The sequence below is a fragment of the Kitasatospora sp. NPDC002965 genome (assembly GCF_040611255.1).
Classification (GTDB): domain Bacteria; phylum Actinomycetota; class Actinomycetes; order Streptomycetales; family Streptomycetaceae; genus Kitasatospora.
Genome location: NZ_JBEXNT010000062.1, coordinates 25661 through 52342, shown reverse-complemented (window position 1 = coordinate 52342; position 26682 = coordinate 25661). Strand labels below are relative to the sequence as shown.

Here is a 26682-nt window from a genome sequence, read left to right as displayed (position 1 = left end):
GAGCGCGCGGTGCTGCGCCGGCTGGTCGAGGCCGGTACCCGGATCGCCGGCATGGGCTACGCCGCCGAGGGCGACGTCGACGAGATCGTCAACGCGGCCCAGGCGGAGATCTACGCCGTCACCGAGCAGCGCACCAACGAGGACTACGCACCGCTCGCCGACATCATGGAGGGCGCCCTCGACGAGATCGAGTCGATCGGCTCCCGCAACGGCCAGATGTCCGGCGTCCCGACCGGCTTCGCCGACTTCGACGCCCTGACCAACGGCCTGCACCCCGGTCAGATGATCGTCATCGCGGCGCGTCCCGCCATGGGAAAGTCCACCCTGGCGCTGGACTTCGCCCGGGCCTGCTCGATCCAGCACAAGCTGCCGAGCGTGATCTTCTCGCTCGAAATGGGCCGCAACGAGATCGCCATGCGCCTGCTCTCCGCGGAGGCCCGGGTGGCGCTGCACCACATGCGCTCCGGGTCCATGACCGACGACGACTGGACCAGGGTCGCCCGCCGGATGCCGGACGTCAGCGAGGCGCCGCTCTTCATCGACGACTCGCCGAACCTGTCGATGATGGAGATCCGCGCGAAGTGCCGCCGGCTCAAGCAGCGCAACGACATCAAGCTCGTCGTCATCGACTACCTCCAGCTGATGCAGTCCGGCGGCTCCCGCCGGGCCGAGAACCGCCAGCAGGAGGTCTCCGACATGTCTCGAAACCTGAAGCTGCTGGCCAAGGAGCTGGAGGTGCCGGTGATCGCGCTCTCCCAGCTGAACCGTGGCCCCGAGCAGCGCACCGACAAGCGGCCGATGGTCTCCGACCTGCGTGAGTCCGGCTCGATCGAGCAGGACGCCGACATGGTCATCCTGCTCCACCGCGAGGACGCCTACGAGAAGGAGTCACCGCGGGCGGGCGAGGCCGACCTGATCGTCGCCAAGCACCGAAACGGCCCCACCGCCACCATCACCGTGGCCTTCCAGGGCCACTACTCCCGCTTCGTCGACATGACCCGGGACTGACGGCCGGAGCCGTCGCACGGGGGGAGGGCCGGACCCGGCCGGACCAGGACGGGCCGGGGCGGGCCGGGGCGGACGCCGCCTGGGCCCGTCGGCGTCAGAGCGTGACGGTCGCGCGGAAGACGGTGGCGCCGGTGCCGGTGAGGCGGGTGGTGGTGCCGGTGGCCGGCAGGAAGGCGGACTCGCCGCGGGCGAGGTCCAGAGCGGTGCCGTCGGCGGCGGTCAGCCGGGCGGTCCCGGCGGTGCAGAGCAGGATCTGCGGGGCCCGGCCGTCCACCTCCCGGTCACGGCCGTCCAGGGCGAACCGGGAGAGCCGGAACTCGTCGATCGGCACGGGGTAGAGCTCCTCGCCGGGCGTCCCGTCGACCGGTACCGGCAGCAGCGGCGCCGGCGAGCAGGCGGCGAACTCCACCACTTCGAGCAGCTCCGGCACGTCGATGTGCTTGGGGGTGAGCCCGGCCCGCAGCACGTTGTCCGAGTTGGCCTGCAGTTCCACGCAGACGCCGTGCAGGTAGGCGTGCGGCACACCGGCGCCGAGGTAGAGCGCCTGACCGGCCCGGAGCCGGACGTGGTTGAGCAGCAGGCCGGCGATCAGCCCGCGGTCCCCCGGGAAGTCGCGGGTGATCCGGGTGTACGGGGCGTACGGGCCGTCCGGGTCCTCGGCGGCGGCCTTGTCGACCGCCTCGGCGGTGTCCCGGACCGCGGCCCCGGCGGCCGGACCGTCCAGGTCGAGGGCGGCGGCCAGGGCACGGCTGAGCGCCTCGGCCTCGTCGCCGGCCCCCAGCAGGGCGATCAGCGGCTCCAGCGCGGGCACCCGCAGCCCGGCCAGCAGCGCGGCCGCCCCGGCGGGCCGGCGGAAGCCGCAGAGGCCGTCGAAGTCACCGAGCGCGCAGATGAGTTCGGGCTTGTGGTTGTCGTCGCGGTAGTTCCGGTGCGGGGCGTCCAGCGGGATGCCCCGGGCGTTCTCGGCGGCGTACCCGGCCCGCGCCTGGTCGAGCGAGGGGTGGGCCTGGATGGAGATCGGGATGCCGGGCGCGAGCACCTTGAGCAGGAACGGCAGCGTGGGCCCGAACCTGGCCACCGAGGCGGCGCCCAGCTCGCGCTCCGGGTCGGCGGCGATCAGCTCGTCCAGCCGGCGCGGCCCGTCGCCCCGGTCGGCCCGGGAGGGGTCGCCGGGGTGGGCGCCCATCCAGAGCTCGGCCTGCGGTTCGCCGGTCGGCTCCTGTCCGAGCAGCTCGGGGAGTGCGGTGACCGATCCCCAGGCGTACGGGCGGACGGTGTTGACGAGCTTGTCCATGGGCGCGGTCCTGCTCCTTTGCTGCAGTGGCTGACGGGTCCCTGCCGCCGGGCGGCGGTCCCCGGACGGGCGGGCGATCCGGGCAAAGGCCGGGCATCGACCCTAGCCGACCGGCCCGTCCCCGGGGGAAACGGCCGGTACCGACCGGGAGTGCCTCGGGCGGCGGGGCAGTCCGATGACGCGGTAGTAGGATGCCAGGACCCAGTGTTTTCCACAGTGGTCTCCAGGTCGGCGGGAAGCCGCCGGGGACCGCGTCTTCTGATGAGTGCGGGCAACGGTGACTGGCACTTCCCGCCACCGGCCGAGAGGTTAGTACGTGACCGTCAACCAGCAGAGTTTTGCTGATCTCGGCAGGGTGCTGGTGATCATCCCGACCTTCAACGAGGCGGAGAACGTCGAGTCGATCGTCGGCAGGGTCCGCGCCGCCGTTCCCGAGGTCCACGTCCTGGTCGCCGACGACAACAGCCCGGACGGCACCGGTGAGCTGGCCGACAAGCTGGCCACCGAGGACCCGCACGTCCACGTCCTGCACCGCAAGGGCAAGGAGGGCCTGGGCGCCGCCTACCTGGCGGGCTTCCGCTGGGGCATCGACCAGGGCTACGACGTGCTGGTCGAGATGGACGCCGACGGCTCGCACCGCCCCGAGGAGCTGGACCGGCTGCTGACCGCGCTGCGCGGCGCCGACCTGGTGCTGGGCTCGCGCTGGGTGCCGGGCGGCCGGGTGGTGAACTGGCCGAAGTCCCGCCTGCTGCTCTCCCGCGGCGGCTCGACCTACTCGCGGCTCATGCTCGGCGTGCCGATCCGGGACGTCACCGGCGGCTACCGGGCGTTCCGCAAGGAGACCCTGCTGGGCCTGGGCATGGACGAGGTCGCCTCCGCCGGGTACTGCTTCCAGGTCGACCTGGCGTGGCGGACGGTGAAGGCCGGCTTCAAGGTGGCCGAGGTGCCGATCACCTTCGTCGAGCGGGAGCTGGGCGCGTCCAAGATGAGCCGGCACATCGTGGTCGAGGCGCTCTGGAGGGTCACCTCCTGGGGTGTCGCCGACCGGGTGGCCCGGCTGACCGGCCGGAAGGCCTGAGCCGGCCGGAGCGGCCGGGTTCCGGGCCGGCCCCGGAACCGCGAGTGGGAAGGCGTGCCCCGTCGGGCGCGCCTTCCGCGCTTTCGGCGCGCCGTACTCCCATGCTGTAGGGCGCGGGGACCCGGACGACGGCCGTCCGACCCGCCACCCGCCCGGCCGTACCGCAGGCCGGACCGCGGCCCGGCCCCCGCCGGGTCCGAGGCGCGGGACCGCCGGGCAACCGGCCGACCGGGCCGACCGGGCAACCGGCCGACCGGACCGCAGACCGGACCGCAGACCGGACCGCCGAACAGGACCGCAGACCAGAGGGAGCAGCCAGTGACGTCGTCCTCGCCCGAGGAGAACGCCGCCCCGGTGGACGCGGCGGCCCCGGTGGACGCGGCCGACGGAGCCGCCGCCGAACCGCCGGTCCGACCGCTGGAGACCGCCGTCTTCACCGGCCCCGAGTCGGCCTTCTTCGCCACCTCCACGCTGATCCTCGGCGAGCGCACCGCGATCCTGGTCGACGCCCAGCTGACCCGCAGCGCCGGCCGCGAGCTGGCCGAGTGGGTCGCCGGCAAGGGCCGCCGGCTGCTCGCCATCGTGGTCACCCACCACCACCCGGACCACTACTTCGGTGCCGAGGAGGTGCTCCGGCTCTTCCCCGAGGCACAGCTGCTGGCCGCTCCGCCGGTGGTGGACGGCATCCTGCGCACCGCCGCCGCCAAGGTCGCCCAGTGGAAGCCGGTCTTCGGGGACGACATCCCGGACCACCCGCTGGTGCCGGCCCCGCTGCTGCCCCAGCCGCTGATGCTCGACCGGCAGGTGATCCCGGTGCTGCTGCTCGGCCAGGGCGACTGCGACGGCTCCACGGTGGTCCACGTGCCGAGCATCCGCACCGTGATCGCCGGGGACTTCGTCTACAACGGCACCCACGTCTGGACCGCCGACACCACGCCCGAGCAGCGCACCGCGTGGACCCGCAACCTCGGCCGGATCGCCGACCTCGGGGTCGAGCGGGTGATCGCCGGGCACCGGGCGCCGGAGCAGGGCGACGAGGCGGCCCGGGTGCTCGCCTTCACCGGCGAGTACCTCCAGGACTTCGACCGTCTGCTGGCCGAGCACCCGGACGACCCGGAGGCGCTGGCCGCGGCGGTGAACGAGCGGTACGGGGAGCTGACCCTCCCGGCGGTGCTGGAGCTGAGCGCCGCCGCCAACACGGCGCGGGCGGCAGGGCCGGCGGAACCTGCGGAGGAGTCCGCGGCGCCGGGTGGCCCGGAGGAGTCCGCGGCGCCGGACGCGCCGGGGGAGACCGCCGCCGGGCCGGACGGGCCCGCGAAGGAGCCGGGGGCCGGGTCGGACGGGTCCTGACCCGTCCGGCGGATACTGGCGGCATGACCCCGTACGACGTGATCGTCCCGGCCGGCGGCGCCGCCCGGCGGCTCGGCGGGGCGGACAAGCCCGGCCTGACCGTGGGTGAGGCCACCCTGCTGGACCGGGTGCTCGCGGCCTGCGCCGGAGCCCGCACCACCGTCGTGGTCGGCCCGGCCCGGCCCACCGCCCGCCCCGGCGTCCGGTGGACCCGTGAACGGCCGCCCGGCGGCGGGCCGGTGGCCGCCGTGGCCGCCGGCCTGGCCGAGGTGACCGCCGACCTGGTGCTGCTGTTCGCCGCCGACCTGCCGTTCCTCGACGAGCGGACCGTCCACCGGCTGGCCGCCGCCCTCGACGCCGCCGCGCCGGACACCGAGGCGGCCGTCCTGGTCGACGCCGGCGGACGTGACCAGCCGCTGGCCGCCGCCTACCGCGCCGCCGCCCTGCGGGCCGCGCTGGCCGCCGCCGGAGACCCCGCGGGGCTGCCGCTGCGCCGCCTGACCGGCGGGCTGCGCACCCTCCGGCTGGCCGACACCGACGACGTCACGTACGACTGCGACACCTGGGAGGACCTGGCCCGGGCCCGCGAACGCGACACCACCGGACCCACCACCGGACCCACCGCCTAGCCCGCCGCCCGGCCCGCCCCCGGCCCGCTCACGTGCGCCGGCGCCTGGGCGTGAGCGAAACGACGCGCGCCGCTCACCGGGCAAACATGCCGGGGAAACCACCGATCGGGCAGCATGGGCGCATGGAGCGCACGCTGGATGACTGGATCGCCGAGGTCCGGGCCGAGCTGGACATCGACCTGGACGTCGACGTCCACGGACTGCTCGACCTGGCCCGGGTGGTCGCCCACGGGGTGGCCCGGCCCGCCGCGCCGCTGACCGCCTTTCTGATCGGCTACGCGGCCGCCCGGCAGGGCGGCGGCCCCGAGGCCGTCGCCGAGGCGGCCCGGCGGACCGCCGCACTCGCCGAGCGGTGGGCGGCGGACGCCGAGCCGGGGCGGACGTGAGCACGGTGGAGGAGCTCGCCGTGCTCGACCAGCCGCCCGCCCCTGCCCGACCGACGAGCTGGGCGCGGGCCAGGGACACCGCCCGCCGGGCCGGCCGGACGCCGCTGCCGCCGCTGCGCCTGCCGCTGGCCGAGGCGCTCGGCCACACCCTCGCCGAGCCGCTCGCCGCGCTCACGGACCTGCCCGCCTTCGACACCTCGGCCATGGACGGCTGGGCGGTCGCCGGCCCCGGCCCCTGGCGGGTGGCCGGCCGGCAGCTGGCCGGCCGGCCGGCCACCGGGGCGCTCGCCGACGGCGCCGCCGTGGAGATCGCCACCGGCGCCCAACTGCCGCCCGGCGCCACCGCCGTACTCCGCCGGGAGCACGGCGAGCCGGCCGGCCCGTTGCTGTACGACCGCACGCCCGGCTCGCTGACCACCGGCCAGGACGTCCGCCCGCGCGGCCAGGAGTGCCGGCTCGGCGAGCCGCTGCTCCCGGCCGGCACCCCGGTCGGTCCGGCCGTGCTGGGCCTGGCGGCCGCCTGCGGCCACGACCTGCTGACCGTCCGCCGCCGCCCGGTGGTCGAACTGCTGGTCCTGGGCGACGAACTGCTCGGCTCCGGCCTGCCCCGGCCCGGCCTGGTCCGGGACGCGCTCGGCCCGCTGCTGCCGCCGTGGCTGTGCGCCGCCGGGGCCACGACCGGCGAACCGCGCGCCGTCCGGGACGACTTCGGTCTACTGCGGGACGCCCTGCGGCACTCCACCGCCGACGTGGTGGTCACCACCGGCGGCACGGCCGCCGGACCGGTGGACTACCTGCACCGGGCGCTCGCCGAGGTCGGCGCCCGGCTGCTGGTGGACGGGGTCACCGTGCGCCCCGGCCATCCGATGCTGCTCGCCGAACTGCCCGGCGGTCGCCACCTGGTGGGCCTGCCCGGCAATCCGCTGGCCGCCGTGGCGGGGGCGGTCACGCTCGCACTGCCGCTGCTGCACGGGCTGGCCGGCCGCTCCACCGCCCGCCCGGTCCGGGCGGCGGCCGTCGACGACCTGCCCGGGCACCCGGCGGACACCCGGCTGCTCCCGGTCCTGCGCACCGACCGAGGGATCGTCCAGCTCCGGTACGACGGACCGGCGATGCTCCGGGGTCTGGCCCGGGCCGACGCACTGGCGGTGGTGCCGCCCGGCGGCGCGGCGGCCGGCGACCTGATCGAACTGGTGGAGGCCCCGTGAACACCCGACGCAGGCGCGAGCGGTTCCCCGGCCCGCTCACCCCCGGGACCGAGCCCTGGGCGGACGCCGGGATCGTGCTGCCGGCCCGGCGGTCGGCGCCCGCCGTCCGGCAGGTCGGCGTCCGGCTGCTGATCGCGCTCGCCGTGCTGCTGGCCACCACGTTGGTCGTCTGGCTGGACCGCGACGGCTACAACGACAACGCCGGCGGCGGGCTGAGCTTCCTCGACGCGGCGTACTACGCCACCGTGACGCTCTCCACCACCGGGTACGGCGACATCACCCCGTACAGCGAGGGTGCCCGCCTCACCAATATCTTCGTGATCACGCCGCTCCGGGTGGTCTTCCTGATCATCCTGGTCGGCACCACCCTTGAGGTGCTCACCGAACGCACCCGTCAACAGTGGCGGTTGAACCGCTGGAGGTCCACCGTGCGCGAGCACACCGTCGTGATCGGCTACGGCACCAAGGGCCGCAGCGCCGTCGACACGCTGCTCGGCCAGGGAGTGCGCAAGGACGAGATCGTGGTGGTCGACCCGCAGCGCAAGGTGGTCGACCAGGCCGCCCAGCACGGCCTGGTCGGCGTGGTCGGCGACGCCACCCGGACCGACACCCTGATCCGTGCCGGACTGCCCACCGCCGCCCGGGTGGTGGTCGCGCCGGAGCGGGACGACACCGCCGCACTGGTCACCCTGACGGCACGCCAGCTCACCAGGGCGGCCACCATCGTCGCCGCCGTCCGCGAGGACGAGAACGCCCCGCTGCTCCGGCAGAGCGGCGCGGACGTCGTGGTCACCAGCTCCAGTTCGGCCGGCCGGCTGCTCGGCATGTCGATGCTCAGCCCGCACGCCGGCGAGGTCATGGAGGACCTGCTGACCTACGGCAACGGCCTGGACGTGATCGAGCGCCCGGTCACCCGGGCCGAGGCCGGGCACAGCCCGCGGGAGTGCGAGGACCTGGTGGTGGCGGTGGTCCGCGGCCGCCGGGTGATCAACTACACCGAGCAGGAGGCGCAGACGCTGCAGCTGACCGACCGGGTGATCGTCATCAAGTGATCCGGTTGCCCGTAGGGTCGGGCACCATGACCGATCAACCGCAGCTCCCCTTCGGCACCTTCGACGCCTTCGGACCCGCGCTGGACGTGGTCGACCAGCTGGCCGGGCCGGTGGCGGACGCCCTCAAGAGCTGGGACGACCGGGAGGCCGCCCGGTCCGTGCTGTACGTGGACACCGACCCGGAGAAGGCCGACACCGCCGTCTTCTGCGAGACCTACGGCGTGCCGCCGGAGGCCTCGGCGAACTGCGTGGTGGTCGCCGCCAAGCGCGGCGGCGGGACGACCCTGGCCGCCTGCCTGGCACTGGCGACCACCCGGGTGGACGTCAACCGCGCCGTCCGCCGGCACCTGGAGGCCCGCAAGGCGTCTTTCGCGCCGATGGACACGGCCGTCGCCGCGAGCGGCATGGAGTACGGCGGCATCACCCCGGTCGGTCTGCCCGCGGACTGGCCGCTGCTGGTCGACGAGGCGGTGGCCGCGACGCCGTACGTGCTGGTGGGCAGCGGGCGGCGGCGGGGCAAGCTGATCCTGCCGGGCCGGGTGCTGGCCGGGCTGCCGGGCGCCGTGGTGCTGCCGGATCTGGCGGGCTGACGCGACCGGTCCCGGCCGGATCCGGTCGGGTGGGCGCCGGGAGCGGTCCCGACCGGGGTGCCGCGGAGTAGCGTCGGGATCATGCATGCGATGACGATTCCTGAACCCGGTGGGCCCGAGGCGCTGGTCTGGGCCGAGGTGCCGGATCCGGTGCCCGGTGAGGGCGAGGTCCTGGTCGAGGTGGCGGCGACCGCCGTCAACCGCGCCGACCTGCTCCAGCGGCAGGGCCTCTACAACCCGCCGCCCGGCAGCTCGCCCTACCCCGGTCTGGAGTGCGCGGGCCGGATCACCGCCCTGGGCCCCGGGGTGGCCGGCTGGGCGGTCGGCGACGAGGTCTGCGCGCTGCTGGTCGGCGGCGGGTACGCGGAGCGGGTGGCGGTCCCGGTCGGGCAGCTGCTGCCGGTACCGAAGGGGCTGACCCCGGAGGAGGCCGCCGCGCTGCCGGAGGTCGCCTGCACCGTCTGGTCCAACGTGTTCCTCACCGCCAACCTGCGTCCGGGCGAGACCGTGCTGGTGCACGGCGGCGCCAGCGGCATCGGGACGATGGCGATCCAGCTGGCCAAGGCGGTCGGCGCCCGGGTGGCGGTGACGGCGGGCAGCGCCGGGAAGCTCGCCCGGTGCGCGGAGCTGGGCGCCGACGTCCTGATCGACTACCGGGAGCAGGACTTCGTCGAGGTGCTGCGGGAGGCCACCGACGGGGCCGGGGCGGACGTGATCCTGGACATCATGGGCGCCCGGTACCTGCAGCGGAACGTGGACGCGCTGGCGGTCAACGGGCGGCTGGTGATCATCGGGCTGCAGGGCGGCGTGCAGGGCGAGCTCAACCTGAACACCCTGCTGCGCAAGCGCGGCGCGGTGATCGCCACCAACCTGCGCGGCCGGCCGCTCGCCGAGAAGGCGGCGATCGTGGCGGCGGTGCGCGAGCACGTCTGGCCGCTGGTGGAGTCGGGCGTGGTGAAGCCGGTGATCGACCGGGTGGTGCCGCTGGCCGACGCGGCCGCCGCGCACCGGGCACTGGAGGCCGGCGAGCAGGTCGGCAAGGTGGTGCTGCGGGCCTGACGGGGCCGGGTCCGAGGGCGGGCGGGAGCCGGGGGGTGAACGGCCCAGGGTGGTTCGAAATGCCCTGAATGTCGGATTGTGTGAGGCTGTTCGGGAGCTGTCCCGCCGCCGACCCGCCCTGCGCGGTCGGCCGTCGCGGAAGGACCTCGATCGTGGCCGCACCTTCGTACGCGTTCCTCGGGCCGCTGCCCGCAGCGTTGTCGCACCGCCGTTCCCGCCGCGCCGGGCGTGTCCTCGCCCGGCGCGCCGAGCGGTGCTCGCGGCGCCTGCTGGTGGTGGCGGTGCTCGGTCTCGCGGTGCCGCTGACGGTCCCGGTGGCGGTCGCCGCCCCGGTCGGGCCCGGCGCCGCCGTCCGGCCCGCCTCCCTCGCCCCGCCCCCCTCGACCGGGTCCGGCACGCTGTCCGGGACCGCCGGGGCGGACGAACCCCCCGCGGCGGACGAACCTGCCGCGGCGGACGAACCTGCCGCGGCGGACGAACCTGCCGCGGCGGGCGTGTCGGCGGAGCCGGGCGCGGCGCTGCCCTCGGGCGGGGCGGTGCGTTCCGGTTCGCCCTCCCCGGCCCCGGCGGGGCCGTCCGGGCCGTCCGGGCCGTCCGGTGGAGCCGCCACCGGGCCCGCCGCCTCGCCGTCCCCGGTCTCCGGGCCCGCCGCCACCGGGCCGGCGACCTCGGAGCCGGCCACCCCGCGACCCGCCGCCACGGGGCCGGCCGCGCCGGGGCCCGTTCCCGCCCCGGAGCCCTCGGCCGCGCCGGCCGCGCCGGACACGCCGCCGGTCACGTCTCCCGTCCCGGCCGTCTCGGCGACCGCCGTCGCCACCGCGGCGACCCCGACCGCCGTCACGCCGCCGCGGGTCCAGAGCGCTCACCCCCGGCCCGGCGCCGGCGGGCTCCGGGCCGATCGGGACCAGAAGTGGTTCCGGCACCGCCCGGGCTCGGCGCCCGAACGTGTGCGGTCCGCGCCGGAGCGCGGCCGGGAGCACTCCGTCGAGCAGCCGCCGGAGCAGCCTTCCGCGACCGCCGCCCCCGGGGCGGACCCCGCCGGTGCCGGGGGGCAGACCGACTCCGCCGACACCACGGGGAGCGCGGTGGTGGCGCTCGGCCGGCCCGACGCGCAGGCCGTGGCGGCCCCGGTCGTGCTGCCCGCCCGCTGGCACGACGCCTCCACCCTCCAGCTGCCGCTCGGCGCCGGCCTCGGCCTGATCGGCTGCGGCCTGGGGCTGATCGGCCTCCGGCTGCGCAGGAGCTGAGCGGCGGCCGTCGGACGGGACCGGCGGCCGGGCGGCGACAGCGCGGCGGCCGGGCCGGGGAGGTCGGCCGGCACCCGCGGTGGCGGGCGTGCCCCGGCCCCGGGTGAACTGAGTATCCGTACGGATACCGGCGGCCCGCCCGGGGGGCGTAGCGTCGTGTCCGGGCAGGCGGCGGTACGCGTGCGGCGGCCGATGCCGGTCCGGGGCGGTGCGGTCGGGGGCCTCCACCCGACCAACCCCAGTGAGGGAGAATGTGATTCATGACGAATCCGATGAACGAGCGCTCGTCGCAGGAGCTCTACCAGGGCATGGGCGGGCAGTCGCAGGACGGCCAGAAGGTGCTGATCGTCGGACCGGACGGCCTGCCGGTGGGCCACGGGTTCCCCGGTTCGCCGGGGAACGACGACGGTGACGGCCCGCGTGAACTGCCGGTGACCGAGATGGTCGAGCAGCCGGCCAAGGTGATGCGGATCGGCAGCATGATCAAGCAGCTGCTGGAGGAGGTCCGGGCGGCTCCCCTCGACGAGGCCAGCCGGGCCCGGCTGAAGGACATCCACGCCAGTTCGATCAAGGAGCTGGAGCTCGGCCTGGCGCCCGAGCTGGTCGCGGAGCTGGAGCGGCTCTCGCTGCCGTTCACCGAGGACTCGATCCCGACCGAGGCCGAGCTGCGGATCGCGCAGGCGCAGCTGGTGGGGTGGCTGGAGGGCCTGTTCCACGGCATCCAGACCGCCCTGTTCGCGCAGCAGATGGCGGCGCGGGCGCAGCTGGAGCAGATGCGGCGGGCACTGCCGCCCGGTCTGCACGGCGGCGAGCCGGAGGGCGACGACCCGGGCGAGGGCCGCGGCATCCGTTCCGGCCCGTACCTGTAGGCCCGGCGGGACACCGCAGGACGGCGCGCCGCCGCACCGCGGCGGCCGTCACGGCATCGGGCGTACCACGACGACCCGGTGTCGAACGCACTACCGACCGGTACCGGGTCGCGGACCGGACACAGTGTCGGCCCTGAGCCGATCACCGGCGCCGCGAGCCGATACCCTGGGCCCCTGTCGCAGGCCGGGCGAGCGCCGCGACAGGGGTCGGGCAGGCCGTCGGGCCGGGCCCGGACACGCACGGACGAGACCGAACGTCACGGTCGCGGCGGCACTGCCGCGACGAGGGGGAGCAGAGGACCATGAGCGAGCACGGCAACGCGGAGGTCGAGGGCTACTCCCTGGGCAACGGCCGGTACGTGCTGCAGCGGGTGCTGGGCGAGGGCGGCATGGCCTCCGTGCACCTCGCGTACGACAACGTCCTGAAGCGGCCGGTGGCGCTGAAGAGCATGCACGCCGAGCTCGGCCGGGACGCGTCGTTCAAGGAGCGGTTCCGCCGTGAGGCGCAGGCCGTGGCCCGTCTGGAGCACGAGAACATCGTCCGGGTCTACGACACCGGCGAGGACGTGGCCCCCGACGGCTCCACCACGCCGTACATCGTGATGCAGCTGGTCGACGGCAAGGGCCTGCGGGACGCGATCAACGAGGCGGTCGCCCAGCACGGCGCGATGCCCGTCGAGGAGGCGCTGCGGGTCACCGTCGGCGTGCTGAACGCGCTGGAGGCCTCGCACGACCAGGGCCTGGTGCACCGTGACATCAAGCCCGGCAACGTCATGTTCGACCGCAAGGGCGTCGTCAAGGTCATGGACTTCGGCATCGCCCGCGCGCTGGAGAGCGGGGTCACCTCGATGACCCAGACCGGCATGGTGGTCGGCACGCCGCAGTACCTCTCGCCCGAGCAGGCGCTGGGCAAGCCGGTGGACGCGCGCTCCGACCTGTACTCGGTCGGCGTGATGCTCTTCGAGATGATCACCGGCCAGCTGGTCTTCGACGGCGACTCGGCCTTCTCGATCGCCTACAAGCACGTCCAGGAGGAGCCGCCGGCGCCGTCCACGCTCAACCGGGCGCTCGACCCGGCGGTCGACGAGTTCGTCGCCACGGCGCTGCGGAAGGACCCGGCGCACCGGTTCGCGAGCGCGGCGGCGATGCGGGACGAGGCCGAGCGGCTGATCGCGGTGGCCAAGGGCGGCGGCAGCCCCCTGGCGGCCAGCTCCCCGCTGGTGATCACCGACGGTCCGCGTTCGGTGCACGCCGCCCCGCCGGTCCCGTCCGTCCCGCAGGCCCCGCAGACGCCGCAGACGCCGCAGCCGTTCCACCGGCCGCCGGCCTACCAGACCCCGCCGCCGGCGTTCCAGACCCCGCCGCCGCACTTCCCGCAGCAGGCGCACACCCCGCCGCCGCAGCCGCAGGCCTACCAGACCCCGCCGCCGGCGTTCCAGACGCCGCCGCCGCACTTCCCGCAGGCGCACACCCCGCCGCCGCAGCCGATGCCGGCGCCGTTCCAGCCGGCCCCCGCGTCGAACAGCGGTGGCTGCTCCACGGCCCTGGTGATCGTCGGCATCATCGTCGGCGTGATCGTGCTGGCCGTCATCATCATTGCGATCGTGGTCAACCGAGCCAAGAACGAGACCGCCGGCGGGTCGACCTCGCGGGTCTCGGAGCGGACGGCCACCGTGCTCCACCTGGACGGTCCGGCCGACCGGAATGGCCTGCTCTGACGCATTCCGTCCGGATCGGGCGTGCCACGGGGGCAGGCCGGAGGCGGTAGCGTTCGGGCAAACGAGGCGACAGGGCACCGCGATCCGAGCGAAGGCCCGGGGCGAGGAGCGATGGCACAGACGCAGCAGCCGGACGACGACGAGGGCGCCTGGGCGACCGGTTCGGCCGGTGGTGCCCCGAGGACGCCCGGAACCGGTAGCGACGCCGCAACCACCGCGCTCCCGCCGTTCGGCGGCCCGCAGACGCCGGGCCGTGGCACCGCCGCCCCGCTGGGCACGGTCGGCGACGGCCGTTACCGGCTGACCCACCGGCTCGGCCGGGGCGGCATGGCCGAGGTGCTCGCCGCCCAGGACGTCCGGCTCGGCCGGACCGTCGCGGTCAAGCTGCTCCGCGGCGAGCTGGCCCAGGACGAGATCGCCCGGCTCCGCTTCACCCGGGAGGCGCACGCCGTCGCGGCGCTCAACCACCACGCGATCGTCGCGGTGTACGACACCGGCGAGGAGTACGTCGGCGAGGAGTCGACGCCGTACATCGTGATGGAGCTGGTCGAGGGCCGGACCGTCCGCGAGCTGCTGGTGGACGAGTCGGAGCCGCCGGTCGACCAGGCGCTGCTGATCATCGCCGGGGTGCTGGAGGCGCTCGCCTACAGCCACCGGCACGGCATCGTGCACCGGGACATCAAGCCGGCCAACGTCATCATCACGACCACCGGCGCGGTCAAGGTGATGGACTTCGGCATCGCCCGCGCGCTGACCGGGACCGCCTCCACCATGACCCAGACCGGCATGGTCATGGGCACCCCGCAGTACCTCTCGCCCGAGCAGGCGCTCGGCAAGCCGGTCGACCACCGCTCCGACCTGTACGCGGCCGGCTGCATGCTCTACGAGCTGCTGACCCTGCGCCCGCCGTTCACCGGCGACACGCCGCTCTCGGTGGTCTACCAGCACGTCCAGGACATGCCGGTGCCGCCCTCGCAGGCCAACCCGCGCGTACCGGCGGCGCTCGACCCGCTGGTGCTGCGCTCGCTCGCGAAGAACCCGGACGACCGCTTCCAGGACGCCGACGAGTTCCGCGCCCACCTCGAACACGCGTTGCGCGAACTGCAGGGCGGCACGGGTGCCTGGGCGGCCGGTTCCGCGGCCTCCGGCCTGGCCGCGGCCGGTCAGGGCTACGGCGGCATGCCGATGCCCGGCGCGGACGAGACCGCGGTGCTCGGGGCCGGCGTCCCGGGGGACCCGACGGCGATGCTGCCGTACCAGGTGCCGGGCGGCCCGCACACCCCGTCCTCGCCCTACCCGGCGGCCGGCGGACCGTACGGCGGCGGTGACGGCGGCGACGGCTCCGGCGGCGGCGGCCACGGACGCGACCGGGGGGGCCGCGGGCCGTGGCGCTGGGTGGCCGGCATCGTGGCGGTGATCGTCGCGTCCGGCGCCGGGATCGCCCTGGCGCTCAGTGGCAACGACGAAGGCTCCGGCGGGAAGATCCAGCCGACCACCCCGCCGCCCGGTGTGGTGTCGACGGCGCCGGAGGCCACCACGCCCACCACGGGCGGTGCCGTGACCACGGCCCCGACCACCCAGAACACCCGGCGCCCGCAGCAGCCGACCGACACCGGCAACGGGAACGGCGGCAACGGCGGCAACCAGAGCCAGCCGCCTGCCACCTCGGGCGGCAAGCACACCATGTCGTCGACCCCGAGCACGACCGGCAGCAAGCCCGCGACGACGGCTCCGCCGGCGACCGGGACGCCGACCGCGCCGCCCACCACCGCCCCGACCACCGCGGGCGGCGGTGCGACGACCGCGCCGCCGGCGACGTCGACGGCGACCCAGCCGCCGCCGGCGACGACGGCACCGCCCGGGGGCAACACCTCGCCGAAGCCGCCGGTCTCCCCGCCGGCGACCGCGGGCTGACCCGAGGGGTCAGTTGGCGAAGGCGTCCAGGACCTGCTCGTACTCCTGGCACCACCACGCCAACTGGCCCGCCGAGGCGGGGTAGAGCGGGTCGGCCCGGTGGTCGGCCCGCTGGTAGCGCCACTGGAGCATCCAGAAGTCGTTCAGCCGCTCCCACCAGACCCGGTGCACGGCGGCGGCCAGGTGTTCGGCGGTGGCGGCCCCGGTGGCCCGGTACGACTGCGAGTAGTGCCGGACGCGGACGAGGTCCAGCACCCCCGTGGCCCGGTCGTTGAAGACCAGGGTGGCCGCGCGCACGGCCTCCTCGGCGCGCGGCTGGGGCCCGAGCTTGTCCCAGTCCAGGACTGCCGAGATCCGGCTGCCGTCGTGCAGCAGGTTGAGCCCGTGGAAGTCGCCGTGGGTCCAGCCGGTGGGCGGGGCGGTCTGCGGGGCGGGACGCCGGTGCGCGTGGTCGGCGAGCAGCTCCAGCCGCTCGGAGAGACGCCGTTCGACCAGGGCGTCCAGGTCGTCGAACGGGCGGTGCTCGCGGGCGTGCGAGCGCAGTTCACGGGCGAGTACGGAGCTGTCGCGCGCGTCGGCGCTCCGGTAGCCGGAGGGCTGGGCGACGGGGGCGCAGACGTCGTCGAGGGCGCCGTGCAGTCGGCCGAGCAGCGTGCCGAGGTCGTCGCACTGCGGCAGGGAGAGGTCCGTACCGTGCCGGTGCCGGCCGTCCACCCAGGGGAAGAGGGCGAACAGCCGGCCGCCGAAGGCGGCGACGGTGCCGGTCCGTTCGGCGAGGGCGAGCGGGGGAGCGACGGGCAGCCCCAGGGCGGAGAGCGCGGCCATCGCGCGGTGGTGGCCGGCGACGGCCTCGCGCCCGGCGGTCGCGGCGTCGACGTAGCACTTCAGGAAGTAGGTGCCGGCTTCGGTGGTGACGCGGTAGCCCCGGTTCAGCAGGCCTTCGGCGACGGGTTCGGCGGTGAGCAGGCGGCCCACCCGGTAGCGGCGGAGGATCTCGGCGAGGGCGGCGTGCGGGACGGGCGGGCTGAGCGTTCCTATCGGGGGGGCCGTGAGGTCGGGACGGGCTGGTGCACAGGCAAGGGTCTGGCTGAAAGTCACAGCCAGAGGTTAGGGCCCCCCGGCGGGGGCCCTTGACAGGGCGTCAGATGTGTGCAGCTCGCGAGTCAGTGCTGGTGGTCCGCCTGGTGCCGTGCCACGAAGGCGGCCGCCTGGGTCCGTCGCTCCATCCCCATCTTGGCGAGCAGACTGGAGACGTAGTTCTTCACCGTCTTTTCGGCGAGGTGCAACTCGTTCCCGATCTGACGATTGGTCATCCCTTCGCCGATCAGGTCGAGGATGCGGCGCTCCTGCTTGGTGAGCTGGGACAGTCGTTCGTCCTCCTTCTCGCCGCCGTCGCGCAGCCGGGCGAGCACCCGGCTGGTGGCCACCGGGTCGAGCAGCGACTTCCCGGCGGCGACGTCCCGCACGGCGGTGATCAGGTCGGTGCCGCGGATCGCCTTCAGCACGTAACCGGAGGCACCCGCCATGATCGAGTCGAACAGCGCCTCGTCGTCGGAGAAGGAGGTCAGCATCAGGCACTTGATCTCCGGCAGCCGGGAGCGGATCTCCCGGCAGACCTCGACGCCGTTGCCGTCCGGCAGGCGGACGTCGAGCACCGCGACGTCGGGGTGGACGGCCGGGATCCTGGTGAGCGCCTCGGCGGCGGTGCCGGCCTCGCCGACCACCTCGATGTCGTCCTCGACCGAGAGGAGTTCGTGGACTCCCCGCCGGACCACTTCGTGGTCGTCGAGCAGGAATACCCTGATTTGTCCAATATCAGTCACGCGCAAAGCCTCCCATATCACCCTACGAAAGACCTATCGCCCGCACCAGGGCGGGGGCGCGATCCGGCCAGAGCGGGAGAAAGCGATGCCGGTAACCCCCTTACGCGGGAGCTCCCGCCCGGATAACGTGCGCAGGTGTCCTGATGGCGACCGAATTGAGAGCTGCGCCACACCCGTAGTTGTCGGCATCCAACAACTAGGACGTCCTAGCGCAGACGCGCCCGGGGCGGACGCTGGGTAACGTTCTCGTGAGGGCGACGTCGGAAGAGGATCACCACCTGCCCCGCAGTAGGTGCGCACACCCACGCGCGCCCCGCGAGGCGGTGACCGGACCGGTCACCGGCGACCCCGGGCGGCCGGACAGACCGAGGAGTGAACGTGACCGTCAAAAGCACGGCGAGGGCCCGCAAGAAGGCGGCCCCCGGCGTCCCTGACACCCTCCGCGCCACGGGTACGGACGCCCAGCCGGAGCTCGTGCAACTGCTCACCCCGGAAGGCGAGCGGGTCGAGCACCCGGACTACCCGCTCACGGTGGAGCCCGACGAGCTTCGCGCCCTCTACCGTGACCTGGTGCTGGTGCGCCGGTTCGACGCCGAGGCGACCTCCCTGCAGCGACAGGGGGAGCTGGGCCTCTGGGCCTCGCTGCTCGGCCAGGAGGCCGCCCAGGTCGGCTCCGGGCGCGCGCTGCGCCCCGGCGACTACGCCTTCCCGACCTACCGCGAGCACGGTGTCGCCTGGTGCCGTGACGTGGACCCGCTGAACCTGCTCGGCATGTTCCGCGGCGTGAACCACGGCGGCTGGGACCCGAACGAGAAGAACTTCCACCTCTACACCATCGTGATCGGCGCGCAGACCCTGCACGCCACCGGCTACGCGATGGGCATCACCAAGGACGGCTCCGACGACGCGGTCATCGCGTACTTCGGCGACGGTGCCTCCAGCCAGGGCGACGTCAACGAGGCCTTCACCTTCGCCTCGGTCTACAACGCGCCCGTGGTGTTCTTCTGCCAGAACAACCAGTGGGCGATCTCCGAGCCCACCACCACCCAGACCAAGATCCCGCTGTACCGCCGCGCCTCCGGCTTCGGCTTCCCGGGCGTCCGGGTCGACGGCAACGACGTGCTGGCGTGCCTGGCCGTCACCCGCTGGGCGCTGGAGCACGCGCGCAGCGGCAACGGCCCCGTCCTGATCGAGGCCTTCACCTACCGGATGGGTGCGCACACCACCTCCGACGACCCCACCCGCTACCGGCTCGCCGAGGAGACCGAGGCCTGGAAGGCCAAGGACCCGATCAGCCGGCTCAAGGTCCTCCTGGAGAAGGAGGGCCTGGCCGACGAGGAGTTCTTCGCCTCGATCGACGCCGAGAGCGAGCAGCTGGGGCTGCGGGTGCGCGAGGGCGTGCGCGGCATGCCGGACCCGGACCCGACCCTGATCTTCGACCACGTCTACGCCGAGCCGCACACGCTGGTCGATGAGGAACGGGCCGGGTACGTCGAGTACGCGGCCTCCTTCGAGGCGGGGGAGAACCTCTGATGGCCGGTCAGCTCAGCATCGCCAAGGCGCTCAACGACGCGCTGCGGAAGTCGCTGGAGAACGACCCGAAGACCGTCCTGATGGGCGAGGACATCGGCAAGCTCGGTGGCGTCTTCCGGATCACCGACGGCCTGCAGAAGGACTTCGGCGAGGACCGGGTGATCGACACGCCGCTCGCCGAGTCCGGCATCGTCGGCACCGCGATCGGCCTGGCCCTGCGCGGCTACCGCCCGGTGGTGGAGATCCAGTTCGACGGCTTCGTCTACCCGGCCTTCGACCAGATCGTCTCCCAGCTGGCGAAGATGCACGCCCGCGCGCTCGGTCACGTGAAGATGCCGGTCACCGTCCGCATCCCGTTCGCGGGCGGCATCGGCGCGGTCGAGCACCACAGCGAGTCGCACGAGGCCTACTTCGCGCACACCGCCGGTCTGCGCGTGGTCGCCCCCTCCAACGCGCACGACGCGCACTGGATGCTGCGCCAGGCCATCGAGTCGGACGACCCGGTGATCTTCCTGGAGCCCAAGCGCCGCTACTGGGACAAGGGCGAGATCGGCGACGCCGCCGACCTGGGGCTGCACGACGCCCGGATCGTCCGCCCCGGCACCGACGCCACGCTGATCGCCTACGGCCCGATGGTCAAGGTCTGCCTGGAGGCCGCCGCGGCCGCCGAGGAGGACGGCCGCCGGCTGGAGGTCGTCGACCTGCGTTCGCTCTCCCCGGTGGACTTCGCCGCCCTGGAGGAGTCGGTCAAGCGCACCGGCCGCGGCATCGTGGTGCACGAGGCGCCGGTCTTTCTGGGCATGGGCGCCGAGCTGGCCGCCCGCCTCACCGAGCGCTGCTTCTACCACCTGGAGGCGCCGATCCTGCGGGTCGGCGGCTACCACGCGCCCTATCCGCCGTCCCGGGTCGAGGAGGCGTTCCTGCCCGACCTGGACCGCGTGCTCGACGCCGTCGACCGCGCGTTCGCCTACTGAGCGGGGAGCGAAGATGACCACCGAAGTTCGCTCGCTCCGCGAGTTCAAGATGCCCGACGTGGGCGAGGGCCTCACCGAGGCCGAGATCCTCAGCTGGCACGTCAAGCCCGGTGACACCGTGACGGACGGCCAGATCGTCTGCGAGGTGGAGACCGCCAAGGCCGCCGTGGAGCTGCCGATCCCGTTCAACGGGGTCGTCGAGCAGCTGTTCTTCCCGGAGGGCGCGACGGTCGACGTCGGCGCCGTGATCATCTCGGTCGCGGTGGCCGGCGAGGCAGGGGCTCCCGCCCCCGCCGTCGCGGCCCCGGCGGCTCCGCCGGCCCCGGCCCCGGCCGCCGAGGTCGAGCCCGAGCGGCGCGAGGTGCTGGTCGGCTACGGCCCGCGGACCGGTGTCGCCCAGCGCCGGGCCCGCCGCACGACCGTGGTGGCGACCGCCTCCACCTCGGCCCCGGTGGCCCCGGCCCCGGTCGTGGCTCCGGTTCCGGCCCCGGTCGTGGCCCCGGCCCCCGTCGTGGCTCCCGCTCCCGCGGCGGTGCCCGCACCGGCGGTGGCGCCCGCCGCCGTCACCGGTGACCGCCCGCTGGCCAAGCCGCCGGTGCGCAAGCTCGCCAAGGACCTCGGGATCGACCTGCGGGCCGTCACCCCGACCGGCCCCGACGGCGTCGTCACCCGCGAGGACCTGCACGCCCACGCGGCAGCGTCCACCGCTCCGGTGCCCGCCGCGGTCGAGGCCCCGGCCCCGGCCGCCGAGCCGGCGGTCGCCGCCCAGGTGGCCGTTCCGGCCGCGGGCGACGTCCGGGTGCCGATCAAGGGCGTCCGCAAGGCGATCGCGCAGGCGATGGTGGCCTCGGCCTTCACCGCCCCGCACGTCACCGAGTTCGTCCAGGTCGACGTCACCCGCACGATGAAGTTCGTCCGCCGGCTCAAGGAGAGCGGCGAGCTGGGCCGGGACGTCCGGGTCAGCCCGCTGCTGCTGGTCGCCAAGGCGCTGCTCACCGCGATCAAGCGCCACCCGGAGATCAACGCCCAGTGGGACGAGGCGGCCCAGGAGATCGTCATCAAGGGTCAGGTGAACCTCGGCATCGCCGCGGCCACCCCGCGCGGCCTGATCGTCCCCAACATCAAGGACGCGGGCGGCAAGACCCTCGGGGGCCTGGCGGTGTCGCTCGGGGAGCTGATCGACACCGCCCGCCAGGGCAAGACCTCGCCGAACGACATGCAGGGCGGCACGGTCACCATCACCAACGTCGGCGTCTTCGGCGTCGACACCGGCACCCCGATCCTCAACCCGGGCGAGGCCGCGATCCTGGCCTTCGGCGCGGTCCGGGACCTGCCGTGGGTGCACAAGGGCAAGGTGGTCCCGCGACAGGTGACCACACTGGCGCTCTCCTTCGACCACCGCCTGGTGGACGGGGAGCTGGGCTCGCGGGTGCTGGCCGACGTGGCGGGCATCCTGGAGTACCCGAAGCGTCTGATCACCTGGGGCTGAGCCCCGGCTGCCGAAAGGGCCCTGCCTCCGCACCGCCGTGCGGAGGCAGGGCCCTTCGTCTACCCCGTGCGTCGGCCGCTACCGCCCTGGTTCAGTGGCGGGCGCCGCGCAGGCGGCGCACGGCGACCAGGACGGCTGCGCCGGCGGTGGCGAGGGTGCCGGCGAGGGCGGCGAGGAGGCCGTTCGGGGTGCCGGCGCCGGTCTGGGCGAGCTCCGGGGTACCGGCGGGCGCGGTGGTGGCCGGTGCGGCGGTGGGCGTGGCCGCGGGGGCCTCGGTGGCCGCGGTGCCGGGGGAGGCGGCCGGAGTCTGCGCGGCGACCGGCTCGGCGGGAGCGGGCTTGGCGGTGCCGGTCGGCTTGGCGGCGGGCTTCGGGGCGGCGGGCTTGGTCGTGGCGGAGGGCTTCGCGGTGGGCTGGGCGGCGCCCGTGCCCTGGGGCCGCGTCACCTTGACCGCCTTCAGGTCGGTCGCACCCGGGGCGCCCGCGCCGGCGCGGCCGACCGAGGCCAGCAGGTTGATCGTGGTGACGTCCTCGGGGGTGGTCGGGGCGAGGGAGAAGCGGAACTTGAAGGTGACCGACGTGTTGTCGGACATCCTCTGGCGCTGGGCGTCGCCGGCGTCGATGATGCGGTAGCAGCCTTCGGTCGCCGGGACGTTCTTCCACGCGCCGGTGTAGTCCAGGAACTGGATCCGGACATCCTTCGAACGCACCGCCGCGCGCTCACCCGGCGTGTAGATGGCGAACTGGGGCTCCATCCCGTGGGCCTCGGTGCCGGTCCTGTTGGTGACCTTCAGGGAGACCTCGTTCCAGCCGCCGTCCGCGACGACCGAGGACTTGGCGGAGGTGAGGGCGGCGTCCGGGGAGACCAGGGTTCCGGGGGCGTGGTGCTCGGTGCCGGTGGCCGGGTGCGGGCCGCCGATCCGGTCGTCCCCGCAGGCCCAGGAGGTGTCGGCGGTCATGAGCTGGACGGAGCCGACGAGGACGGCGGTGGCGGCGACGGTGGCGAGGCGGCGGCCGGAGAGCGGGCGGATGTTCTTCGCGAATGCGGGCATAACGGACTTGCTCATGACGTGTCTCCCCAGGGTCATGGTGGTGCGGGTGTGTGAGGTGAAGGTGACCGGCGTCCGCTGCTCGCGAGCGGTAGCGCCCCCCGGCCCTCGCCGGTCTCGCTCTCCGTGCCTTCATCCGTATAGACGTCCGTCCCCGCCGGGGGTTGCAGGTGGGTTCGGAAGTTTTTCCGGGAATCCTCGAACCGCCCGCGGAGGGGGCTGCTCCGCGATACTGCCGGGATGGCAGAGGAGCTGATAACCCGTGCGGCCGAGGGTCCTACCGACCACCCCGAGGAACGCCGCTCGCTGCGGCGGGACGCCTCCGTCCCGGCGCTGCTGGCCGGACTGGTGTGCATCGTGGTGTCGTTCTCCGGTCCGCTGGTCGTGGTGCTCGCGGCGGCCGCCGCCGGGCGGCTGGACCAGGCGCAGACCGCCTCCTGGATCTGGGCGGTCGCGGTCGGCAGCGGGCTGACCTGCCTGCTGCTCAGCTGGTGGACCAGGACGCCGGTGATCACCGCCTGGTCCACCCCCGGCGCCGCCCTGCTGGTGACCAGCCTCGGCGACTACCCCTACCGGGAGGCGATCGGCGCCTTCCTGGTGAGCGGGGTGGTGGTGGCGCTGTTCGGGGTCACCGGGCTGTTCGGCCGGCTGATCGCCGCCGTCCCGGCCGGGATCGTCAACGCGATGCTGGCGGGCATCCTCTTCTCCTTCGGCGCCGGGATCTTCGGCGCGGTGAAGGGGGCGCCCGTCCTGGTGCTCGGCAGCTTCGCGGCCTTCCTGCTCGCCAGGCGGACGGCCCCCCGGTACGCCGTGCCGGCCGCGTTGCTGGTCGGCGGGGTGCTGGCGGCCGTCACCGTCGGTCTGCCGCTGGACCTCGGATCCGGCGGGCCGACCCGGCCGGTGTTCACCGTGCCCGCGTTCACCGGGCCGGCCATGGTGGGTCTGGCGCTGCCCCTCACGATCGTCGCGCTGGCCTCGCAGAACGCGCCCGGCCTCGGCGTGATGCGGGCCTTCGGCTACCGGCCGGACGACCGGCTGCTGATCGGAGCGACGGGCGGGGTCTCCGTCCTGCTGGCGCCGTTCGGCTCGCCCGGCGTCAACCTGGCCGCGATCACCGCCGCCATCTGCGCCGGCCCGGAGAGCCACCCCGACCCGCGCCGTCGTTATGTGGCCGGGATGTCGGCGGGCCTGCTCTACCTGGTGGTGGGCAGTTTCGGAGGGGTCCTGGTGAGCCTGTTCACCGGACTGCCGAAGGAACTGATCGCGGTGATCGCCGGGGTGGCGCTGCTGGCCTCGCTGCAGGGCAGCCTGGCCGCGGCGGTCGCCGAGGAGCGCGGCCGGGACGCGGCGGTGGTGACCTTCCTGGCGACCGCCTCCGGGATGAGCCTGTTCGGCATCGGCGCGGCCTTCTGGGGCCTGCTGTTCGGCCTCGTCACCCACCTGGTGCTGGAGGCCCGGCGGGACCGGGGCCGCTGAGGTCACGGCCCAGGGTGATCATCCACCTGACAGGACTCATAGGTATGACTGGTGAGGTGCCTGTCGTTCGGCCAGGTCGGTGACATTTCCGCCGACCGGTGAGGCCGACACACCGGGCCGGGTACGTCTTCGCGTCCACCACCCGGGCGACACCGGGTGACCGGAACGTCGAGGACGCACCCGTATGCCGCCTGGCAACCCTGGCCGGCTCGTCCGGAGTCTGGCCGCGCTCGTGCTGGTGTCCACCGCCGTACTCCCGGCCGCGCTCGAACTGGCCGGCCCGTCACCGTTCGGGGTGATCGGTCCCGGCGCCCCCGCCGACCGGGCGGTGCCGCCGCACGCCGCGCTCCGGGCCGACGTGCGCGTCGCCGGCACCGCGCCGACCGTCGACATACGGCGGACCGGCGACCCGGCCAACCGGATCACCCTCGTCCTGCTCGGCGACGGGTACACCGAGGCCGAGCAGGAGCTGTTCCGCGAGCAGGCGGACCGGGCCTGGCACGCCCTGATGGAGATCGAGCCGTTCCGCAGCTACCAGGGGTTCTTCAACATAAGGCGTGTCGAGGTGGTGTCCCCGGTCTCGGGCATCGCCGAGACCGAGAGTCGCGGACGCCAGGCGGCCACCCCGCTCGGCATGCACTTCTGGTGCGAGGGCACCGCCCGGCTGCTCTGCGCCGACGAGGACGAGACGGCCCGCTTCGCCGGCCGGGGCGACGGCCCGCAGTACCTGATCGCCCTCGCCAACTCCGGGGAGTACGGCGGTGCCGGCGGGACCGGGGTGACCACCCTGGCCGGCGGCAGCCCGGACGCGGGCCGGATCATCCAGCACGAGATAGGGCACACCGTCGGCGACCTCGGCGACGAGTACGACAGCGCGCCGGACGACGCCGACTACCCCAACCTCGCCGTCGAGAACGCCGACGAGATGCGCCGCAAGCAGGTCAAGTGGTGGCGCTGGCTCGGCGCGGAGTCCCCGGACGGCGCCGGGACGATCGGGGCGTACCGCAGCGCCAACGGCGTCTACCGGCCCACCCCGGACTCGGTGATGCGAACCCTCGGCGGCGCGTACAACCTGCCGTCGCGGGAGGCGATCATCGAGGAGATCTACCGGCGGGTCCGGCCGACCGACACCCCGGTCCCGCCCCCCGGTGAGGTCACCGGCCGGCCCCGGCTGGAGGCCCGGCCGCTGCCGCTGGCCGGCGCCCGGCAGCTGCGGGTCGACTGGACGGTGGACGGCGTCCCGGTGGAGCCGCAGGCGGCGGACCGCAGCTGGCTCGACACCGCGCTGCTGGGGCTCGCGCCCGGGCACAGCGCCACCGTCACCGCCACGGTCCGGGACACCACCGACTGGGTCCGCGACGAGGCCTTCCGGGACCGGTACATGACGCGGTCGGTCTCCTGGACGGTGGTGGGGTAGGGGGCGCGGGACGGGCGGAAAGGGGGCGAGGGGCAGGGGCAGGGCGGGCAGGACCGGGAGTGGCCGGATCGGGACGGCCGGTGTCCGTCCTCGGTCACCCCGGTCTGGGCGTCCAATGATGGGATGACTACGCTGGGCGCACTATGACCGTGGAGCCAGCCCGTCCAGCCCGCCCCCTGCCGGCCGTCGCTCCCGGTGCCACCGCCGCGGTGTCCGCGCCCCCGGTCGTGGCCCACCCGCCGGGCGGGCGGGCCGCCTGGCTGGCCTGGTCCATCGGCGTCAGCGTCTACGTCCTCGCCGTCATCCACCGCACCAGCCTCGGCGTGGCCGGACTCGACGCCGCCGACCGCTTCGGCATCGGCGCCTCCGCGCTCTCCACGTTCTCGATCCTCCAGGTCCTGGTCTACGCGGCCATGCAGATACCCGTCGGGCTGCTGGTCGACCGGTTCGGACCGCGCCGGGTCCTGCTGCTCGGCATCCTGCTGCTCAGCACCGGGCAGCTCGCCTTCGCCTTCTCCGACGCGTTCGCCCCCGCGCTCGCCTCCCGGGCGGTGCTGGGCTGCGGCGACGCCATGACCTTCATCAGCGTGCTGCGGATCGCCGCCCGCTGGTTCCCGGCGGCCAGGAACCCGTTCGTCGCGCAGCTGACCGGCCTCGCCGGGATGGGCGGCAACCTCGTCACCACCGTGGTCCTCGCCCAGGCCCTGCACAGCGAGGGCTGGACGCCCACCTTCACCGCCATCGCCCTGCTCGGCATCGGGGTGTTCGCCCTGGTCGCGCTGTTCCTCCGGGAGGCGCCGGGCACCGTAGCTGTCGGGCCCGCCGGGCCCGGCGGGCTGTCCGGGTCCCGGCCCGGCGTCGGGGGGCAGGTGCGGGAGGCCTGGCGGGAGCCGGGCACCCGGCTCGGGCTCTGGGTGCACTTCACCACCCAGTTCCCCGGCAACGCCTTCGGCCTGCTCTGGGGCCTGCCCTACCTGGTCGAGGCGCAGGGCATGTCCCGCACCGAGGCCGGCGGGCTGCTCACCCTGCTGGTGCTCGCCAACATGAGCTTCGGCTTCCTCTTCGGCCGGCTGCTCTCCCGCACCGCCCGCGCCCGGATGCCGATCGTGTTCACCGCCATCGGCGCCACCGCCGCGCTCTGGGCCGCCGTCCTGGCCTGGCCCGGCGGCCACCCGCCGCTCTGGCTGCTGGTCGCGGTCATCCTGGTGATGGGCAGCAACGGCCCGGCCTCCCTGGTCGGCCTCGACTACGCCCGCGCCCGCAACCCCGTCGAACGCCTCGGGACGGCCTCCGGCATCGTCAACATGGGCGGCTTCATCGGCACGATGATCACGCTCCTCGGCATCGGCGTCCTGCTCGACACCCTCAGCCCCGCCGGCGCCGACACCTACTCCGCGACCGCCTTCCGCTGGGCGTTCTGCTGGCAGTACGTCCCCCTCGCGGTGGGCACGCTGATGATCCTCCGGCTCCGCCGGAAGCTGGCACCGGCGACGCCGTAGGGTCTCTCACCTGCGGAAACC

At 74.5% G+C, this 26682-nt stretch carries 21 protein-coding genes and 2 pseudogenes; 19 read left to right on the top strand and 4 right to left on the bottom strand.

Annotation, left to right across the window (positions count from 1 at the left end; genetic code table 11):
- On the top strand, window positions 1-1008 hold a 1008-nt coding region (gene dnaB, locus ABZY91_RS23325), incomplete at its 5' end, for a replicative DNA helicase (RefSeq protein ID WP_355404979.1).
- Window positions 1009-1102: 94 nt separating this feature from the next.
- Here dnaB and manA read toward each other — a convergent pair.
- Window positions 1103-2302, bottom strand: coding sequence for a mannose-6-phosphate isomerase, class I (manA, locus tag ABZY91_RS23320; RefSeq protein ID WP_329948374.1), 1200 nt, complete (start codon window positions 2300-2302; stop codon window positions 1103-1105).
- Window positions 2303-2618: 316 nt separating this feature from the next.
- On the opposite strand from manA, the gene ABZY91_RS23315 reads away from it, so the two are divergent.
- From ABZY91_RS23315 to ABZY91_RS23260, 12 genes and pseudogenes are all read left to right on the top strand, one after another.
- Entirely contained in the window at window positions 2619-3380 is a 762-nt protein-coding gene (locus tag ABZY91_RS23315) for a polyprenol monophosphomannose synthase (protein ID WP_355404977.1), read from the top strand.
- Between the two features lie 318 nt (window positions 3381-3698).
- Window positions 3699-4730, top strand: a complete 1032-nt coding sequence (locus tag ABZY91_RS23310) for an MBL fold metallo-hydrolase (protein WP_355404975.1) — start codon at window positions 3699-3701, stop codon at window positions 4728-4730.
- A 23-nt stretch (window positions 4731-4753) separates the two neighbouring features.
- Window positions 4754-5323 (top strand): annotated as a pseudogene (locus ABZY91_RS23305) (NTP transferase domain-containing protein); the annotation flags it as partial.
- A 140-nt stretch (window positions 5324-5463) separates the two neighbouring features.
- Window positions 5464-5745: pseudogene (locus ABZY91_RS23300) on the top strand (DUF6457 domain-containing protein); the annotation flags it as partial.
- Window positions 5742-6953: a molybdopterin molybdotransferase MoeA gene (locus ABZY91_RS23295; RefSeq protein WP_355404974.1), complete on the top strand. Its 1212-nt coding sequence runs from the start codon at window positions 5742-5744 to the stop codon at window positions 6951-6953. The pseudogene ABZY91_RS23300 and the gene ABZY91_RS23295, both read left to right, overlap by 4 nt.
- A 71-nt stretch (window positions 6954-7024) precedes the next feature.
- Entirely contained in the window at window positions 7025-8005 is a 981-nt protein-coding gene (locus tag ABZY91_RS23290; protein ID WP_329885004.1) for a potassium channel family protein, read from the top strand.
- Between the two features lie 26 nt (window positions 8006-8031).
- Window positions 8032-8595 carry a YbaK/EbsC family protein gene (locus ABZY91_RS23285; protein WP_355404972.1) on the top strand — a complete coding sequence of 188 codons (564 nt, stop codon included), beginning with the start codon at window positions 8032-8034 and terminating at the stop codon, window positions 8593-8595.
- An 81-nt stretch (window positions 8596-8676) separates the two neighbouring features.
- Window positions 8677-9654, top strand: a complete 978-nt coding sequence (locus tag ABZY91_RS23280) for an NAD(P)H-quinone oxidoreductase (RefSeq protein ID WP_329884839.1) — start codon at window positions 8677-8679, stop codon at window positions 9652-9654.
- A gap of 152 nt (window positions 9655-9806) precedes the next feature.
- Complete coding sequence (locus tag ABZY91_RS23275) at window positions 9807-10901, top strand: hypothetical protein (RefSeq protein ID WP_355404970.1); 1095 nt, start codon at window positions 9807-9809, stop codon at window positions 10899-10901.
- Window positions 10902-11209: 308 nt separating this feature from the next.
- On the top strand, window positions 11210-11770 hold the full coding sequence (locus tag ABZY91_RS23270) for a bacterial proteasome activator family protein (protein WP_329885005.1): 561 nt from the start codon (window positions 11210-11212) through the stop codon (window positions 11768-11770).
- A 302-nt stretch (window positions 11771-12072) separates the two neighbouring features.
- Entirely contained in the window at window positions 12073-13488 is a 1416-nt protein-coding gene (locus ABZY91_RS23265; protein WP_355404968.1) for a protein kinase, read from the top strand.
- 111 nt (window positions 13489-13599) lie between these two features.
- On the top strand, window positions 13600-15402 hold the full coding sequence (locus ABZY91_RS23260; RefSeq protein ID WP_329884842.1) for a protein kinase: 1803 nt from the start codon (window positions 13600-13602) through the stop codon (window positions 15400-15402).
- A 9-nt stretch (window positions 15403-15411) separates the two neighbouring features.
- Here ABZY91_RS23260 and ABZY91_RS23255 read toward each other — a convergent pair whose 3' ends face one another.
- Together ABZY91_RS23255 and ABZY91_RS23250 are read right to left on the bottom strand one after the other, a co-directional pair.
- A complete protein-coding gene (locus tag ABZY91_RS23255) occupies window positions 15412-16500 on the bottom strand; it encodes a phosphotransferase (protein WP_329884843.1) in 1089 nt (362 codons plus the stop codon).
- 65 nt (window positions 16501-16565) lie between these two features.
- Complete coding sequence (locus tag ABZY91_RS23250) at window positions 16566-17225, bottom strand: response regulator transcription factor (RefSeq protein WP_329884844.1); 660 nt, start codon at window positions 17223-17225, stop codon at window positions 16566-16568.
- Between the two features lie 372 nt (window positions 17226-17597).
- On the opposite strand from ABZY91_RS23250, the gene pdhA reads away from it, so the two are divergent.
- The 3 genes from pdhA to ABZY91_RS23235 are packed head-to-tail and all read left to right on the top strand — an operon-like array spanning window position 17598 to window position 21221.
- On the top strand, window positions 17598-18758 hold the full coding sequence (gene pdhA / locus ABZY91_RS23245; RefSeq protein ID WP_329884845.1) for a pyruvate dehydrogenase (acetyl-transferring) E1 component subunit alpha: 1161 nt from the start codon (window positions 17598-17600) through the stop codon (window positions 18756-18758).
- Window positions 18755-19732 carry an alpha-ketoacid dehydrogenase subunit beta gene (locus ABZY91_RS23240; protein WP_329885006.1) on the top strand — a complete coding sequence of 326 codons (978 nt, stop codon included), beginning with the start codon at window positions 18755-18757 and terminating at the stop codon, window positions 19730-19732. The genes pdhA and ABZY91_RS23240 overlap by 4 nt, the downstream gene beginning before the upstream one ends.
- Before the next feature lie 13 nt (window positions 19733-19745).
- Window positions 19746-21221, top strand: coding sequence for a dihydrolipoamide acetyltransferase family protein (locus tag ABZY91_RS23235; RefSeq protein ID WP_355404965.1), 1476 nt, complete (start codon window positions 19746-19748; stop codon window positions 21219-21221).
- Window positions 21222-21312: 91 nt separating this feature from the next.
- Here the strand turns inward: ABZY91_RS23235 and ABZY91_RS23230 are convergent, their stop codons facing one another.
- Complete coding sequence (locus ABZY91_RS23230; protein ID WP_355404963.1) at window positions 21313-22287, bottom strand: hypothetical protein; 975 nt, start codon at window positions 22285-22287, stop codon at window positions 21313-21315.
- Window positions 22288-22509: 222 nt separating this feature from the next.
- On the opposite strand from ABZY91_RS23230, the gene ABZY91_RS23225 reads away from it, so the two are divergent.
- The 3 genes from ABZY91_RS23225 to ABZY91_RS23215 all read left to right on the top strand — a co-directional run bounded on the left by ABZY91_RS23225 (window position 22510) and on the right by ABZY91_RS23215 (window position 26661).
- A complete protein-coding gene (locus ABZY91_RS23225; RefSeq protein ID WP_355404961.1) occupies window positions 22510-23745 on the top strand; it encodes a benzoate/H(+) symporter BenE family transporter in 1236 nt (411 codons plus the stop codon).
- Window positions 23746-23929: 184 nt separating this feature from the next.
- Window positions 23930-25162: a M64 family metallopeptidase gene (locus ABZY91_RS23220; RefSeq protein WP_329884849.1), complete on the top strand. Its 1233-nt coding sequence runs from the start codon at window positions 23930-23932 to the stop codon at window positions 25160-25162.
- A gap of 143 nt (window positions 25163-25305) precedes the next feature.
- Window positions 25306-26661, top strand: coding sequence for an MFS transporter (locus ABZY91_RS23215; RefSeq protein ID WP_355404959.1), 1356 nt, complete (start codon window positions 25306-25308; stop codon window positions 26659-26661).
- The last annotated feature ends 21 nt before the right edge of the window (window positions 26662-26682 follow it).